This window comes from Nonomuraea montanisoli (assembly GCF_013363975.1).
GTDB classification, from domain to species: domain Bacteria; phylum Actinomycetota; class Actinomycetes; order Streptosporangiales; family Streptosporangiaceae; genus Nonomuraea; species Nonomuraea montanisoli.
Genome location: NZ_JABWGN010000005.1, coordinates 246,045 through 261,667 on the forward strand (window position 1 = coordinate 246,045; position 15,623 = coordinate 261,667).

At 71.8% G+C, this 15,623-nt stretch carries 14 protein-coding genes; 8 read left to right on the forward strand and 6 right to left on the reverse strand.

The genetic code is table 11. From position 1 onward, the window contains the following. Positions 1-196 precede the first annotated feature (196 nt). From HTZ77_RS13765 to HTZ77_RS13775, 3 genes are all read left to right on the forward strand, one after another. Positions 197-1,510, forward strand: a complete 1,314-nt coding sequence (locus HTZ77_RS13765; RefSeq protein WP_175589940.1) for a PP2C family protein-serine/threonine phosphatase — start codon at positions 197-199, stop codon at positions 1,508-1,510. Further along, positions 1,507-1,872, forward strand: a complete 366-nt coding sequence (locus HTZ77_RS13770; protein WP_175589941.1) for an STAS domain-containing protein — start codon at positions 1,507-1,509, stop codon at positions 1,870-1,872. The genes HTZ77_RS13765 and HTZ77_RS13770 overlap by 4 nt, the downstream gene beginning before the upstream one ends. A gap of 167 nt (positions 1,873-2,039) precedes the next feature. Further along, positions 2,040-2,438: an STAS domain-containing protein gene (locus HTZ77_RS13775; RefSeq protein WP_175589942.1), complete on the forward strand. Its 399-nt coding sequence runs from the start codon at positions 2,040-2,042 to the stop codon at positions 2,436-2,438. 15 nt (positions 2,439-2,453) lie between these two features. Here HTZ77_RS13775 and HTZ77_RS13780 read toward each other — a convergent pair whose 3' ends face one another. The 3 genes from HTZ77_RS13780 to HTZ77_RS13790 all read right to left on the reverse strand — a co-directional run bounded on the left by HTZ77_RS13780 (position 2,454) and on the right by HTZ77_RS13790 (position 5,788). Continuing rightward, positions 2,454-3,908, reverse strand: coding sequence for an MFS transporter (locus tag HTZ77_RS13780; protein WP_328808577.1), 1,455 nt, complete (start codon positions 3,906-3,908; stop codon positions 2,454-2,456). Positions 3,909-3,987: 79 nt separating this feature from the next. Then, positions 3,988-4,476: a MarR family winged helix-turn-helix transcriptional regulator gene (locus HTZ77_RS13785; RefSeq protein ID WP_175589944.1), complete on the reverse strand. Its 489-nt coding sequence runs from the start codon at positions 4,474-4,476 to the stop codon at positions 3,988-3,990. A gap of 61 nt (positions 4,477-4,537) precedes the next feature. Beyond that, complete coding sequence (locus HTZ77_RS13790; protein WP_175589945.1) at positions 4,538-5,788, reverse strand: MFS transporter; 1,251 nt, start codon at positions 5,786-5,788, stop codon at positions 4,538-4,540. 97 nt (positions 5,789-5,885) lie between these two features. Between HTZ77_RS13790 and HTZ77_RS13795 the strand changes: the two genes are divergently transcribed. Both HTZ77_RS13795 and HTZ77_RS13800 read left to right on the forward strand, forming a co-directional pair. Continuing rightward, a complete protein-coding gene (locus HTZ77_RS13795; protein ID WP_175589946.1) occupies positions 5,886-6,266 on the forward strand; it encodes an ArsR/SmtB family transcription factor in 381 nt (126 codons plus the stop codon). Between the two features lie 198 nt (positions 6,267-6,464). After that, complete coding sequence (locus HTZ77_RS13800) at positions 6,465-8,381, forward strand: multicopper oxidase family protein (RefSeq protein WP_175589947.1); 1,917 nt, start codon at positions 6,465-6,467, stop codon at positions 8,379-8,381. Positions 8,382-8,389: 8 nt separating this feature from the next. On the opposite strand, the gene HTZ77_RS13805 is transcribed toward HTZ77_RS13800, so the two are convergent. The 3 genes from HTZ77_RS13805 to HTZ77_RS13815 all read right to left on the reverse strand — a co-directional run bounded on the left by HTZ77_RS13805 (position 8,390) and on the right by HTZ77_RS13815 (position 11,336). Further along, the gene (locus HTZ77_RS13805; protein ID WP_175589948.1) at positions 8,390-9,439 is read right to left on the reverse strand and encodes an NAD-dependent epimerase/dehydratase family protein; all 1,050 of its coding nucleotides are present in this window, start codon (positions 9,437-9,439) and stop codon (positions 8,390-8,392) included. Positions 9,440-9,488: 49 nt separating this feature from the next. After that, positions 9,489-10,670, reverse strand: a complete 1,182-nt coding sequence (locus HTZ77_RS13810; RefSeq protein WP_175589949.1) for a zinc-dependent alcohol dehydrogenase — start codon at positions 10,668-10,670, stop codon at positions 9,489-9,491. Positions 10,671-10,778: 108 nt separating this feature from the next. Continuing rightward, positions 10,779-11,336, reverse strand: a complete 558-nt coding sequence (locus tag HTZ77_RS13815; RefSeq protein ID WP_175589950.1) for a DUF4142 domain-containing protein — start codon at positions 11,334-11,336, stop codon at positions 10,779-10,781. A 288-nt stretch (positions 11,337-11,624) separates the two neighbouring features. Here HTZ77_RS13815 and HTZ77_RS13820 point away from each other — a divergent pair, with 288 nt between their 5' ends. The 3 genes from HTZ77_RS13820 (at position 11,625) to HTZ77_RS13830 (ending at position 15,621) form a co-directional block, all read left to right on the forward strand. Next, positions 11,625-12,623, forward strand: coding sequence for a polyprenyl synthetase family protein (locus HTZ77_RS13820; RefSeq protein ID WP_175589951.1), 999 nt, complete (start codon positions 11,625-11,627; stop codon positions 12,621-12,623). A gap of 102 nt (positions 12,624-12,725) precedes the next feature. Next, on the forward strand, positions 12,726-14,135 hold the full coding sequence (locus HTZ77_RS13825; RefSeq protein ID WP_175589952.1) for a family 2B encapsulin nanocompartment shell protein: 1,410 nt from the start codon (positions 12,726-12,728) through the stop codon (positions 14,133-14,135). 19 nt (positions 14,136-14,154) lie between these two features. Further along, complete coding sequence (locus HTZ77_RS13830) at positions 14,155-15,621, forward strand: family 2B encapsulin nanocompartment shell protein (RefSeq protein WP_235994661.1); 1,467 nt, start codon at positions 14,155-14,157, stop codon at positions 15,619-15,621. The last annotated feature ends 2 nt before the right edge of the window (positions 15,622-15,623 follow it).

The window sequence follows — 15,623 nt, forward strand, 5'->3', positions numbered from 1 at the left end:
CGGGTGGAGCGGTCATCCGGCTGGGTCCCTTCGACGGGGTCACATCTGTACTCCGTCGAACGGGCGATCCGTCTTCACGCGGGATCTTTTGGGAATTTTGGGGGTATTGGGGGTTCTGTAGTGAATCCGGCGGGAGCAGAGAAGCTTGACAAGTAAACTTCGTGCGTCCTCGAAAGAGAAACGGTGACGCGACTAGATGACGGCAACGCTGATCGACCCCGGTGCCGAGGCCGCGCGGCTGGAAGCGCTGCGCCGGTACCAGGTCCTCGACTCCCCGCCCGAGGGGACGTTCGACCGGGTCGTCGCGCTCGCGGCCCGCGCCTTCGGCGCGCCGATCGCCTCCGTGACGTTCGTCGAGGACGAGCGGGTCTGGGTCAAGGCCCACACCGGGCTGGCGGGGGTCCAGCACGACCTCGCGCGTGACCCCGGCCTGTGCGTCTCCGCGATCCAGGAGTCGGAACCGTACGTGGTGGCCGACACGCTCACCCACCCGGAGGCGTGCGACCACCCGCTGGTCCGTGGAGAGCCCCGCGTGCGCTTCTACGCCGCCGCGCCGATCGTCACGGCCGACGGCCACCGCCTGGGCACGGTCAACGTCATGGACGTCGAGCCGCGCGAGGTGGACGAGGCCGGCCTGCGCACCCTGACCGACCTGGCCGCCCTGGTGGCCGGGCAACTGGAGACGCGGCTGTCCGCCCGCGCCGCCGTCACGCTCGAACGCCGCCTGCGCCAGCAGGCCGAGGCCGAGCGCGGCCGGCTGGAGCTGCTCACCTCCACGCTGCGCAAGGTGCTGCTCCCGCCGTCCCCGCCGAAGGTCCCCGGGCTGGACATCGCCACGCACTACCACGTGGCCTCGGCCGACCAGGTGGGCGGCGACTTCTTCGACGTGTTCCGGCTCGACGAGCACAACTGGGCGTTCTTCCTCGGCGACGTGTGCGGCAAGGGCGCCGACGCGGCCGTCGTGACCGCGCTGGCCCGGCACACCCTGCGCGCCGCCGCCGTCTACGCCGGCGACCCCGAGGCCGTGCTCGCCAACCTCAACATGGTGCTCATGGACGAGTTCCTGGGCGCCGACCCGTGCTACTGCACGGTCCTGTACGGCGTGCTCATGCCGACCGGCGAGGGCATGCGCGTCAAGGTCGCCGGGGGTGGCCATCCCCCGGCACTGATCGTCCGCGCCGGCGGCGACGTCGAGGCCCTGCGCACCGAGGGCGGCATGCTCGTCGGACTGCTGCAGGAGGCGCGCTTCGCCGTCGCCGAGACCACGCTGTGTCCCGGCGACGGCATGCTGCTCTATACCGACGGCCTCACCGAAGCACGCACACCGGCCGGGCACATGTACGGTGAGGACCGCCTACGAAGCCTGGCCGCCGGCCTGGCCGGACAACCAGCCCAGGAGGTGGTGACGCGGCTGGAGGAGACTCTGTCCGCGTTCGGCCCCGGACTGACCGACGACACGGCCATCCTGTCCATGACCGTTCCTCCGATCGTGAAAAGGCACTCACGGTGACCACACCCGTTCACCTGACGCAGATCTCGGCCGACCCGACCACGGGCACGTGCGTCCTGGCCCTGGTCGGTGAGCTCGACTACATCAGCGCGGCCCAGCTCCGCGCCGACATGGAGAGCACCCTCCGGCCCGAGCACCGTCATCTCGTGCTCGACCTCAGCGGGCTGGAGTTCTGCGACTCCACCGGCATCCGCCTCTTCCTGGTCTTCCGCAAGCTCATCCTGGAACGCGGGGGGTCGATCGCGCTGGCCGGGCTGACCAGCCGGCTGGAACGCGTCTTCCACATGACGGGGCTGTCCCAGGCGTTCAGCCTCTATCCCGACGCCGAGCAGGCCCGGGCCGCCATCACGGCCGACGCCTGACGGCCGTCCCCGGAGACTCGGCACAGCGCATTCGCGAGGACCGGCGGACGCGCCGGGATATTCGTGATGCGAATGCCTGGATCTCCGGGCAGGTCGGCGGAGGTCCGGCGGGATATCGTCGGCTCATGGCGACGTGCGCCGTACGACCCCGGCCGGCTGGAGGCCTGATGTCACGGTTGACCTTCGCCTGCCAACACCTGCCCGGAGCCACCGTGATAGCCGTGGGCGGCGAGATCGACTCGGCCACCGCCGGTCGGCTGGAGTCGTTCATCGCCGAGTCCCGACGCCGGCCCGGCGACCATCTCGTGTTCGATCTGACCGAGGTGCGGTTCATGGACAGCGCGGGGCTGCGCGCGCTGCTCAACACCTACCTGGACGCGGAGGCCCACGGCGGGAGCGTGCGGCTGGCGGCGCTGCAGCCCATGCCGGCCCGCCTGGTCGCGATCACCCGCGTCGACGAGCACCTGCCCGTGCACGCCACGGTCCAGGAGGCGCTCACCGCCGTCCTCAACGCGCCCGAACCCCCGCGCCGCCCGGCCAGCGGCACGAGCACCGGCGCCGCCTGACCCTCCAGGGGCCCGTCAGGAGCTCACGGAGGGCTCCGCCACCGCCGCCGCGCCGTCCCCCTGGACGGGCCCGGCCGGGGCCGCGGCGGGCCGGCGCAGGACCAGAAGCCCCACGGCGAACGCCGCGACCAGCAACCCGGCCGAGATGCCGAACGCCAGCCGGTACCCACCGGTCAGCGCGACCGCCTGGCCCGCCCCAGCGGCCAGCAGGTCGCCGGTGCGCGAGGCGGCCATCGTGGACAGCACCGCCACGCCGATGGCCATGCCGACCTGCTGGGTGGTGTTGAACAGCCCGGAGGCCAGCCCTGCGTCGCTCTCCCGCGCGCCGGACATGCCCAGCGTGGCCAGCGCCGGGAGCACCAGCCCGCCGCCCGAGATCAGCACCATCACCGGGAGCAGGTGGGTGAGGTAGCCGGCGTTCACCGAGATCCGGGTGAGCAGGAGCATCGCCGCGATCAACAGCACCAGACCGGACAGCAGGACGGCGCGGGCGCCGAAGCGGGCGCTGAGGCGGGCCGAGACGAACAGAGAGATCGCGCCGATGCCGACCGCGGCCGGGAGCATGGCGAGGCCGGTGTCCAGCGCCCCGTAGCCGAGGACCCGCTGCATGTAGAGCGCGACGAGCACCTGGAAGGCGAACATGCCCGACAGGGCCAGCATCTGCGCGAGGTTGGCGCCGGTCACGTTGCGCGAGCGCAGGATCCGCAGCGGCATGAGCGGGGTCCTGGCCGTGGCCTGCCGGACGACGAAGGCGGCGAGCAGGGCCAGCGACACCGCGCCGAGCCCCAGCGTGTGGACGGCGAGCCAGCCGTACTCCTCGACCTTGACGACCGTGTAGATGCCCAGCATGAGGCCGCCGGTCACCAGCACGGCCCCGGCGACGTCGGCGCCCGCGGCGAGGCCGGCCCCGCGGTCGGCGGGCAGCACCAGCAGAGCCAGCCCGACGGTGATCACGCCGATCGGCACGTTGATGAGGAAGATCCACGGCCAGCTCAGGCCGTCGGTGAGGACGCCGCCCAGGACCTGGCCGATCGAGGCGCCGGCCGCCCCGGTGAAGCTGAAGATCGCGATCGCCTTGGCCCGCTGCACGGGGTCGCCGAACAGCGTCACCAGGATGCCCAGGACCACGGCCGAGGCCAGCGCGCTCCCGACGCCCTGCAGGAACCGGGCGGCGATCAGCAGGCCGGGGCCGGTGGCCGCGCCGGCCAGCAGGGAGGCGGCCGTGAAGATCGCGTTCCCGGCCAGGAACATCGTCCGGCGCCCGACCAGGTCGCCCAGCCTGCCCGCGAGGAGGAGCAGGCCCCCGAAGGGGATCAGGTACGCGTTGACGATCCAGCTCAGCCCGGCGGCCGAGAAGCCCAGGTCGCGCTGGATGGCCGGCATCGCCACCGTCACGATGCTGCCGTCGAGGATGGTCATCAGTCCGGTGGCGGACAGCACGCCCAGCGCGGTCCAGCGCGAATTGCGCACGTACGACATGGTCTCTCCCGTCTCAGTAGACAAGAGAGACCGTAGCAGATAGTTCCGTAATAGACGATCCTCTTCGGACCTACTTCGCCCGCTCCCTCGCCCGGCGGGCCGGCTGCGGCCCCTCCGCCGGCTCGGCGAGATGCCCGCCCACCAGGCGGTTCAGGGCGCGCACCAGGACCTCGCGCTCGTCATCGGGCAGCGCCCGCAGCGCGTCGCGGTGCACGCCGTCCACGATCTCCTGGCTGCGCCGGGCGACGGCCGCGCCCGCCTCCGTCACCGCGATGATCCGCGCCCGCCGGTCGGTGCTGGACGGGCGGCGCTCGGCATACCCTGCCTTCTCCAGCGCGTCCACGGTCACCACCATCGTGGTCTTGTCCATGTCGCCCAGCTCGGCGAGCTGGATCTGGGTCCGCTCCTCCTCCAGCGCGTGGACCAGCACGCAGTGCATGCGCGCCGTCAGCCCGATCTCGGCCAGCGCCGCCGCCATCCGGGTACGCAGCACGTGGCTGGTGTGGTCGAGCAGGAAGGACAGGTCGGTCTCGGTGCGCGCGGGCGCCATCGCGGTCATGCCGTCAGCCTACCCAAGTCGTCCAGGTGTGGATTATCTGCAAAAAGACGATTTTTGCTGGTCATCTCGACTCGGGCACCCACCGGCGGCCGAGGACCGCCACGAGACCGCCGGCGACCGCGAGAGCCATCAGAACGGCGCCGAAGAGGGTCGTTCCGCCGGTCAGCCCCATGGCGTCGCTGAGGTAGCCGGCCGACACCGGCAGCAGGCCGGCCAGGGCGTAACCGCCGACGTTGAGCGCCGCGTTCGCCTCGGCCAGCCGCCCGGCCGGGACGGTGGAGTTGAGCAGGGACAGCCCGCCGAGCTGCCCCATGCCCTGACCGGCGCCGGCCAGCAGCGCGGCGACGACGAGGACCTGGACCGACGCCGCCTGGACGGCGGCGACGAGCACGACCATGGCGAGGGCGGTGGAGGCCGCCCCGGCGATCAGGATCGTGCCGCGGCGCAGCCTCTGGACCGCGAACTGCACCCCCGTCGAGGCCAGGAACATCGCGAACGCCATGGCTCCCGCGAGGATCCGGTTGGTGCCGCCGAGCAGGCCGGTGAGCAGCGAGGGGCCGAGCGAGAGCACGAACGAGGTCGCCGTGATGCCCGGCGCGAACACGGCGACCCCCAGGGCGAGGTGACGGCCGTTGCCGCGCGGCACGGAGGGCACGCGCACCCAGGACGCGCGTCCCGAAGCGCCCGGGGCCGGACGGCGGACCGGCATGCGGAGCACGACGGCGACGGCGGTCACCAGCAGCGCCGCCACCACGGCGAAGACGGTCACGGTGGGCGCCGGCAGGGCCTCGGAGAGCACTCCGGCGAGCAGCGGGCCCAGCCCGGCGCCGAAGACCATGGCGCAGGACGCGAGCAGGGCCCCGAGCCGGGCGCGGTGCGGGCCGGCCACGTCCGACACGGCGGCCATGCCGCCGGAGACCACGGCCCCGACCGCGACGCCGGCGAACAGCCGGGCCACGATCAGCGCGGCCACGCTGCTCGCCGTCGCGAAGATCAGACAGGCCGCGAGGGCGAGCCCGAGCGCGGGCAGCAGCACGGGCTTGCGCCCGAGCCGGTCGGACAGGACTCCCGAGACGAGCAGCGAGCCGATCAGGCCGACGATGTAGAAGGCGAAGACCACGGTCAGGGTGCCCTTGGAGAACCCGATGTCACGCTGCCACAGCGCGTACAGCGGGGTGGCCGCGTTGGACAGGACGAAGACGGCGGTCACCGGCCAGGCCGCCAGCCAGACCCACCGGGCGGGAGCCGCCGCGGCGGCCGTCCCCGGGCGCTCGACCGGCACTCTCACGGGCAACGCTCGACTCATGGACATGGCGGCTCCTTCCAGCCGACACAGTACGAACTAAGTCGAACTTAGCATGCAGTACGATCGGACTCGTACAGCCGACACCGGGAACGAGGAGCCGCACATGCCATCGACGACGCCTCCGGCGCCCGCCTTCAGGACGCTTCCGGAGCCCGCGGGACTGCCCGAACCGCTGCCCGAGCCGGCGGTCGAGGACCTGCGGCTGGAGACGGTGCTCGGCGTGCTGAGCGACCCGCTGCGCCTGACCATCGTGCGCAAGCTGCTTCTGGAGTCGGAGGCGTTCGACCACACCTGCGGCTGGTTCGGCCTCGACCGCCCCAAGTCCTCCCTCACCCACCACTTCAAGGCGTTGCGCGAGGCGGGCGTCACCCGGCAGCGGCAGTACGGCCTGGAGCGGCGCAGCCACGTGCGCGTCGCCGACCTCGAAGCGCGCTTCCCCGGCCTCCTCGCCCTGGTGGCGGCCTGGACGCCGGACTCGAACTGACCGGACGAGCCATTTACCCGACACGCAAGGTGCGCTGTTCTTCCCAGCTCTGACCTCTCCGATACAGTCTCGGCACAGGAAAAGCCGGATCAACCGGGACGCCGCGTTTCCTGCGACAAAGCGCAGATGTCCGCATTTCGGCGTCGTACGGCATGAAAAAGGTCCGCGACTTTCTCCAGCCGTATGCCTTGGGGAGGTATGCCCGAATTGAAACGTCGGCGCTTTCTACAGATCGCCACCCTTGCCGGAGCCGCCACGGCGGCCCCGGTCCGGCTTTTCGGCGCCGCCTCGGCGCACGTTTCGCCGAAAGGAACGCTCGACCCGGTCGTCATCCACAAGTACGTGACCCGGCTGGTCATACCGCCGGCGATGCCGCCGACCCGGGTCAGCCGCGGACTCGACTACTACGAGATCGCCGTACGCCAGTTCGGGCAGCAGATCCTCCCCCCGGATCTCCCGGCGACGACCGTGTGGAGCTACGGATCGATCAACCACCGCGGCACGTTCAACTATCCGGCCTTCACGATAAACGCTCATTATCGACGGCCGGTCCGGGTCAAGTGGATCAACGACCTCGTCGACCGCAACGGCGACTTCCTGCCGCACCTCCTACCGGTCGACCAGACGCTGCACTGGGCGAATCCGCCGGGCGGCATCGCGGACCGCGACTCGAACGGCACCAGCCAGAAGCCCTACCGGGGACCGGTTCCGATTGTCACGCACGTTCACGGCAACCACACGTTCGACTACAGCGACGGCTATCCCGAGGCGTGGTATCTGCCGAAGGCCCGCAACATTCCGGCGGGATTCGCCCGTGAGGGCTCCTTCTACAATTTCTTCAAGGAGAAGTCGCCGATCGGCGATCTCTGGGACCGCGGGAACGCGGTCTTCCAGTACGCCAACGACCAGGCCGCCAACACGCAGTGGTACCACGACCACACCCTGGGGATGACCCGGGCGAACGTCTACGCCGGACCCGCCGGCTTCTACCTGCTGCGCGGCGGCCCCGGCGACCTGCCGAACGGGCGCCTGCCCGGTCCCGCGCCGCAGGTCGGCGACCGGCCGGGCAAGCGCTACTACGAGATCCCGCTGGCCGTGCAGGACCGTTCGTTCAACCACGACGGTTCGCTGTTCTACCCGAGGAGCCGGACCTTCTTCGACGGCTTCACCGGACCGTACGCCCCGACCAGCGACGTCCCACCGATCTGGAACCCCGAGTTCTTCGGCAACACGATCGTGGTCAACGGCAGGACCTGGCCGGTGCACGAGGTGGAGCCGCGGCGGTACCGCTTCCGCATCCTCAACGGATGCGACTCGCGCTTCCTCATCTTCAAGCTGGCGTCGAACCCCTGGCTGCCACGCCCGGTCAAGCCGGTGCTGCCCATCTGGATGATCGGCGCGGAGGGCGGCTTCCTGCCCGCGCCGGTCAGGCTCAACCAGCTCCTGCTCGCGCCGGCGGAGCGGGCCGACGTGATCGTGGACTTCACCGGCCTGCCGGTGGGCACGGAGATCTACCTGATCAACGAGGGACCCGACGCGCCCTTCCCCGGGCCGCCCAACTCGTTCGCCGACCCCCTCACCACCGGTCAGGTCATGAAGTTCGAGATCGTGCGGCTCACCTCCCGCGACACCAGCACTCCGCCGAGCCGGCTGACCCTGCCGCAGTTCCACCCGCTCGGCCCGGCGGTCAACCACAGGAAACTCTCGCTCACCGAGCAGGGCTCGGTCGACTTCCCGGACGTCAGTCCCGTCATCGTCCAGCTCGGCACCGTGAAGAACGGAGTCCCCAACCCCTTGCTGTGGAGCGACCCGATCACCGAGGACCCGATCCTGAACACCACCGAGGTCTGGGAACTGTACAACTTCACGGCGGACGCCCATCCCATCCACATCCACGAGGTGCAGTTCCAGGTCGTCGACCGGCAGCCGTTCGACGGCAGCCCGCGGCCGCCGGAGCCGTGGGAGCGCGGCTTCAAGGACACCGTCATCGCGCCTCCCGGAGAGATCACGCGGGTGAAGGCGACGTTCGATCTGCCCGGCCGGTACGTCTGGCACTGCCACATCCTCGAACACGAGGACAACGAGATGATGCGGCCCTACCAGATCATCGGGTGACCCGTGGCTCAGGGCCGGCCGCCGACCCCCGTGGCGGTCTCCCTGAGCCGCCCGGCCGGGCCCTCGTCGGGCGCGAGCGGGGCGGTGTCCGCCCCTGCGCCCTCGCGCAGCCCCTCGACGACCGCCTCCAGCGCCTCCCGCGAGGAGTGCGCGGGCGTCCACCCGAGCACCTCTCGGGCCCGCGTCACGTCCATGAGCGGGACCTGGAACAGCATCTCCAGCAGCCCCGGCGCCGCGGGCAGCAGCCGCAGGTGCCACCCCGCCGCCATCGCCGTCCTGGCCAGGAACGGCGGGACGGGCACCGGGCGGGCGCCCAGCAGCCGGGCCAGCTCCTCGGCGTCCAGCGGCGGCTCGGCGGCCAGGTTGAACGCCCCGCTGACCTGCCGGACCACCGCCAGCCGGTACGCCTCGGCCGCGTCCTCGGCGTGCAGGCACTGGAAGCGCAGCCCCGGCATGTCCGGCACGAACGGGATCAGCCCCGGCCGCACCAGCCGGCGCGGCACGAACGGCCCGCCGAACAGGCGGCGCTGCTCCGTGGCGGCCTCCCGCTTGAAGATGAACCCCGGCCGCATCCGCACCACGCGGATGTCGGGGTTGTCGTTCTCGAAGACGTCCAGGACCCGCTCGACGTAGGCCTTCTCCCTGCCGTACGCGGCGCCCGGCCAGCCGTGCGTGGGCCAGCTCTCGTCCACCGCCCGGTCCTTGGGGCCCGGCGAGTACGCGCCCACCGAGGAGGCGTACACCAGGGCGGGCACCCCCGCCTCGGCCACCGCGCGGAAGACCCGCATCGCGCCCAGCACGTTGGCCCGCCACGTCACGGTCGTGTCCCTGGTCGGCTGGAACAGCCACTCCAGGTGGACCACCGCGTCGGCGCCCTCGAAGACCGGCGTCAGGTCGTCGGTGACCACGTCGCCCCTGCGCCACTCGACCTTCTCCGGCTGCCACCCGGGCAACCGGCGGGCCACGCCCACGACCGACCTCACCTGGTCGTCCGTGCGCAGGGCCTCCACCACGCTCGTGCCGACGTTGCCGGTCGCGCCGACCACCACCACCTTCATACCGGCGCGGGTGCCCCCTGAGAGGGGACCGAAACCCCGGGACCGAAACCTAGGGCCGCAACAGCACCTTGATGGCGCCGTCCTGCTTCTTCTGAAAGATCTCGTAACCGCGCGGCGCCTCGTCCAGCGGCAGCCGGTGGGTGGCGAGGTCCATCACGGCCAGCGGGTCGGCGTCGTCGGTGACCAGCGGCATCAGGTCGTCGATCCAGCGCCTGACATGCGCCTGCCCCATGCGCAGCGTGACGCCCTTGTCGAACATGCGCAGCATGGGCAGCGGGTCGGTCATGCCTCCGTAGACGCCGATGACCGAGATGACGCCGCCGCGCCGGACGGTGTCGATGGCCTGGTTGAGCACGACCAGCCGGTCGACGCCCGCCTGCTTCATGAGCGGCGCGGCCACCGCGTCCGGCAGGAGTCCGGTGAGGGTCTGGGCCAGCTTGGCGCCGGGCGAGCCGTGCGCCTCCATGCCGACGGCGTCGATGACGGAGTCGGTGCCGCGCCCGCCGGTCAGCCCGCGCACCGCGTCGGGCACGTCGTCCGCCGCGCGGGCGTCGACCACCTCGATCCCGTGGCGGCGCGCCATCTCCAGCCGCTCCGGCACGCCGTCCACCGCGATCACCCGGTAGCCCCGGTGCCGGGCGATGCGGGCGGTCATCTGGCCGATCGGGCCGAGCCCGAAAACCGTGACGCTGCCGCCCTCGGGCACCTCCGCGTACTCCACGGCCTGCCAGGAGGTCGGCAGGACGTCCGACAGGTAGACGAAGCGCTCGTCGGCCGGGCCGTCCGGCACCTTGACCGGCCCGAAGTGGGCCTGCGGCACCCGGAGGTACTCCGCCTGCCCGCCGGGGACCTGGCCGTACAGCTTCGTGTATCCGAACAGGGCGGCGCCCATGCCGTGCTCGCGCACCTGGGTGGTCTCGCACTGGGCGTACAGCCGCATGCCGCACATGTGGCAGTGCCCGCACGAGATGTTGAACGGCACGACCACCCGGTCGCCCGGCCTGATGTGCTCGACATCGGCGCCGACTTCCTCCACGACGCCCATCGGCTCGTGGCCCAGGATGTCGCCCTGGGTCATGAACGGCCCGAGGACCTCGTACAGGTGCAGGTCGGATCCGCAGATCGCGGTGCTGGTGATCTTGATGATCGCGTCGGTCGGCTCCTTGATCGCCGGATCAGGGACCTCCTCGACCCGCACGTCCCGCTTGCCGTGCCACGTGACGGCCTTCATGGCTGCTCCTCCCGCCGGCACCCCCCATACCCCCACACCTGCCGCCAAACGGCTCCGGCCGGGCGCGGCCCGTGCCCCGGCCGGAAGCCGCCGTACGGCGACCCGCGGTCAGGAGCCGTCCGCCTCGCGCAGCATGGCCAGGTGGTGCTCCAGGGACGGCAGGGTGGACTTGGCCAGCGAGACGATCTCGGGGGCGGACCCCTTCTTGATCTCCCGCTTGGTCGAGCTGATGGCCCGCTTGTGCGACTGGGCCATCTCCTTGACGAAGCGCCGGTCGAACCGGGCGTGCCCGGCCTTCTCCAGGGCGACTGCCTCCTTCTGCTGGGCGGTCGACAGGCCGGTGGGCAGGCGGACGCCGTGCCGCTCGGCCGTGCGCACGAGCTGCTCGTCCAGGGTGCCGTGGTCCTTGACGAGCGTGTCGCCGAGCGCCTTGACGTCCTGCGACCCCTTGTCCTGGGCCAGCTTGGCGGCGTGCAGCTCGGCCAGGCCGCCCAGGTGGAGCTGCCGCATCCAGGCCCGGTCCTGGCCGGAGGCGTGCCCGGCCGGAGCGGACGCGGACGACGACGCCTCGCTGGAGGCGGAGGAATCGGTGACGCCGCCGCCGCAACCGGCGGTTGCGGCGGCGGCCACGGCGGCGAGGAGCAGGCTCAGATGTGAGCGGCGCATGGACATGGAATCCCCACTTGTTTGGAAACGCACTGCGTGTAATTACAAGTAGACACCTTTCGGATGCGCTCCGTAGTCATGCGCGTTCCGCGTGTCGCCGGTCCTCCCAGCTCAGAGCCTCCTCGGCGGCGCGCCGCCCCGGCGCCGCCCACCTGGAGCTACAGAAGAGACTTTACACACTCCGTGTTCGATGAATAACTACATGTAGTGTGGCCTTGGCGGAAGGGGCCTTCAGTCATGACAGTCGGCTTCACTCACAATCTGGTCGGAGCTCGCGTTGACCAGCGCTTGACCGGCTTCCTCGAAGCGTGGCGGGCGCCGGTGTCCGACCCCGACGTGGTCGCGGCGTACGAGCTGCTGACCGACTTCATCCTGAGCGGCGGCAAGCGGGTGCGCCCGCAGCTGTGCTACTGGGGCTGGCGGGGGGCGGGCGGCGACGACTGCGACGAGATCGTCAGCGCGGCGGCGGCGCTGGAGCTGTGTCACGCCGGCCTGCTGATCCACGACGACATCATGGACGGCAGCGAGCTGCGCCGGGGCCACGCGACCGTCCACCGGCGCCTGTCCCAGCTGCACGCGGGGCCCGGCGCCGAGACCTTCGGCCAGGCCGGCGGCATCCTGCTCGGCACCCTCAGCCTGGCCTGGGCCGACGCCCTGCTGTCGTCCTGCGGGGTGGAGCCCGGCCGGCTGCGCGTGGCCCACCACCTGTTCGACGCCATGCGCAGCGAGGTCATCAGCGGCCAGTACCTCGACATCCTGGCCCAGCTCCGCGCCGGCGCCTCCGTGCCCGAGTCGCTCACCGTGATCCGCTACAAGACCGCCAAGTACACCGTGGAGCGGCCGATGCAGATCGGCGGCGCCCTCGCCGGCGCGCCGCCCGAGCTGCTGGAGTCCTACTCCCGCTTCGGGCTGCCGCTGGGCGAGGCGTTCCAGCTCCGCGACGACGTGCTCGGCACGTTCGGCTCGTCCGCCGAGACGGGCAAGTCGGCGCTCGACGACCTGCGCGACGGCAAGCACACCGTGCTGTTCGCCCACGCGGTCCAACGGGCCACGCCCGCGCAGCGCTCCTACCTGCGCACCTGGCACGGCCACCCCGACCTGACCGAGGAGCAGGCCGACGAGCTGCGCCAGATCATCATCGCCACCGGCGCGCTCGCCGAGGTGGAGGACATGATCGCCGAGCGGGTGCGTGAGGCGGCCGCCGAGCTGCGGGCCGCCCCCATGACCGCCGAGGCCCGCGAGGCGCTGGCCGTGCTGGCCGAGCGGCTCGCCCACCGCGACCGGTAGGCGACCGGCGGCCGCCACGGCCGCCCGCCCCGGGTTCTGGAACGTTCCATCCCCCCGCGCCGGGCCACCGGCGTCGTTCCCCATGAAGATTGGTGGTGCAGTATGACCGAAACACCCGAGTCGACCGCTTCCAACGGGCACGACCAGCAGCTCAGCCTCAGTACCGAGGCCGCCCGCAATCTGGCGACGACCACCAAGACGGTCCCCCAGATGCAGGAGATCACCTCCCGCTGGCTGCTGAAGCTGCTGCCCTGGGTGCAGACCTCCGGAGGCGTCTTCCGGGTGAACCGCCGGCTCACCTACACCCTCGGCGACGGCCGCATCACCTTCACCACCACGGGCGCCGAGGTGCGGGTCATCCCGGCGGAGCTCACCGAGCTGGCCCCGCTGCGCGGCTTCTGCGAGATGGAGGTGCTGGAGGCGCTGGCCGCCCGGTTCATCCAGCGCGAGTACGAAGCGGGCCAGGCGATCGTCACCGAGGGCAGCGCCGTCGACCAGCTCGTGCTGATCGCCCACGGCCGGGTCGCCAAGAGCGGCCACGGCGCCTACGGCGACGAGCAGGCCCTCGGCGTGCTGGCCGACGGCGACCACCTGGGCGAACAGCTCCTGACCGAGCCGGGCCGCTTCCCCTTCACCGCCAAGGCCGCCACCACCTGCACCGTCCTCGTGCTCTCCCAGCACGACTTCCAGCAGATCCACGACCAGTCGCCCGAGCTGCGCGATCACCTGGCCGGCATCCGCGACGTCGAGAACCGCGCCCGCAACGACTACGGCGAGGCCGCGATCGACATGTCCTCGGGCCACACCGGCGAGCCGACGCTGCCCGGCACGTTCGTCGACTACGACCTCGCGCCGCGCGAGTACGAGCTGAGCGTCGCCCAGACCATCCTGCGCGTCCACACCCGCGTCTCCGACCTGTACAACCAGCCGATGAGCCAGCTCGACCAGCAGCTCAGGCTCACCATCGAAGCGCTTCGCGAGCGCCAGGAGCACGAGCTGGTCAACAGCCGCGACTTCGGCCTGCTGCACAACGCCGACTTCTCCCAGCGCATCCGCACCCGCAGCGGCCCGCCCACCCCCGACGACCTCGACGAGCTGCTCGCCAAGGTGTGGAAGGAGCCGGCCTTCTTCCTCGCCCACCCGCAGGCCATCGCCGCCATCGGCAGGGAGTGCTCCAAGCGCGGCCTCTACCCGCAGGCGAGCGAGGTCGGCGGGCACCGGGTGCCGGCCTGGCGCGGCGTGCCGATCTTCCCGTGCAACAAGATCCCCGTCACCGACACCCGCACCACCTCGATCATGCTCATGCGCACCGGCCAGGAGAGCCAGGGGGTCGTCGGCCTGCACCAGACCGGCATACCCGACGAGTACCAGCCGGGCCTGTCGGTCCGCTTCATGAACATCAACGAGAAGGCGGTCATCTCCTACCTCGTCACCGCCTACTACTCCGCCGCCGTCCTGGTTCCCGACGCGCTGGCCGTCCTGGAGGACGTCGAGCTCGGGCACGAGCACTGAGCGGATGGACGGTGCCGGTTTGACGGAGCAGCAGCGGGACGCCGCGCGGCAGGGCCTCGGCACCGAGGCCCTGCCGCAGAGCCTCGGTACCGAGGCCGCGCGGCTGCTCGCCACGACGACCAAGACCCCGCCGCAGGCGCGCGAGATCACGCCTCGCTGGCTGACGCGGGTCCTGCCCTGGGTGGAGGTGGCCGGCGCCGTCTACCGGGTCAACCGCCGGCACACCTATCCCGTCGGCGGCGGCCGGGTGGGCTTCGCCTTCGAGGGGGCGCGGGTCCGGGTGATCCCGCCGAGCCTGGCCGAGCTGCCGCCGCTGGGCGGGTTCGACGACGCCGCCGTCCTGGAGCGGCTGGCGGGCCTGTTCGAGCAGCGGGAGTACGCACCGGGCGAGGCCGTGGTGCGGGCCGGCGAGCCCGCCGGGGGCCTGGTGCTGCTCGCGTACGGCAAGGCGGTCCGGCTGGAGCGGGGCCCGTACGGCGACGCCCTGGTCCGGGCGACGCTGTCGGCGGGCGACCACGCCGGGACCGAGCGGTCCTGGACCGCGCCCCCCGGGACCGATGGACGATCCGGGGCGGAGGGGGTCTGGTCGTACACGTTGGAGGCCCGCACGCCCTGCACGGTGCTGTACCTGCCGTGGGAGGCGTTCGACGCGCTGGCCGACCGGTCGCCGTCGCTGCGCGCCCGGCTCGACCGGCACCGCGCCGAGCTGGCCAGGCCGCGCAACAAGCACGGTGAGGCGGCCGTCGCCGTGGCCGCCGGTCACCGGGGCGAGCCGGTGCTGCCCGGCACGTTCGCCGACTACGACCCCGGCCCGCGCGAGTACGAGCTGAGCGTCTCCCAGGCCGTGCTCCGGGTCCACACCCGGGTCGCCGACCTGTTCAGCCAGCCGATGGACCAGACCGAGCAGCAGCTCAGGCTCACCATCGAGGCGGTCCTGGAGGCGCAGGAGCACGCGCTGGTCAACGACCCGGGCTTCGGGCTGCTGCACAACGCCGATCCCCGGCAGCGTTTCCCCACGCGTGGCGGCCCGCCCGCCCCCGACGACCTCGACGAGCTGCTCAGCCGCCGCAAGAAGACCCGCTACTTCCTCGCCCACCCGCGGGCGATCGCCGCGTTCGGCCGCGAGTGCAACCGCCGGGGCGTCCACCCCGAGCCCGTCACCGTCGAGGGGCGCGTGCTGCCGGGCTGGCGCGGGGTGCCCATCCTGCCCTGCGACAAGCTGCCGGTCAGCCGGGCGGGCACGACCGCGATCCTGGCGTTCCGCACCGGCGAGGACGACCAGGGCGTGGTGGGGCTGCGGCAGACCGGCCTGCCCGGCGAGCGCCTGCCCGGGCTGAGCGTGCGGCACACCGGCATCGACGAGCGGGCCATCACCTCCTACCTGGTCAGCGCCCACTACTCGGCGGCCGTCCTGGTGCCCGACGCGCTCGGCATGCTCACCGACGTCCAGGTTCACGATCAGAGGTCCACGAGCGGAGCAGAGTGATC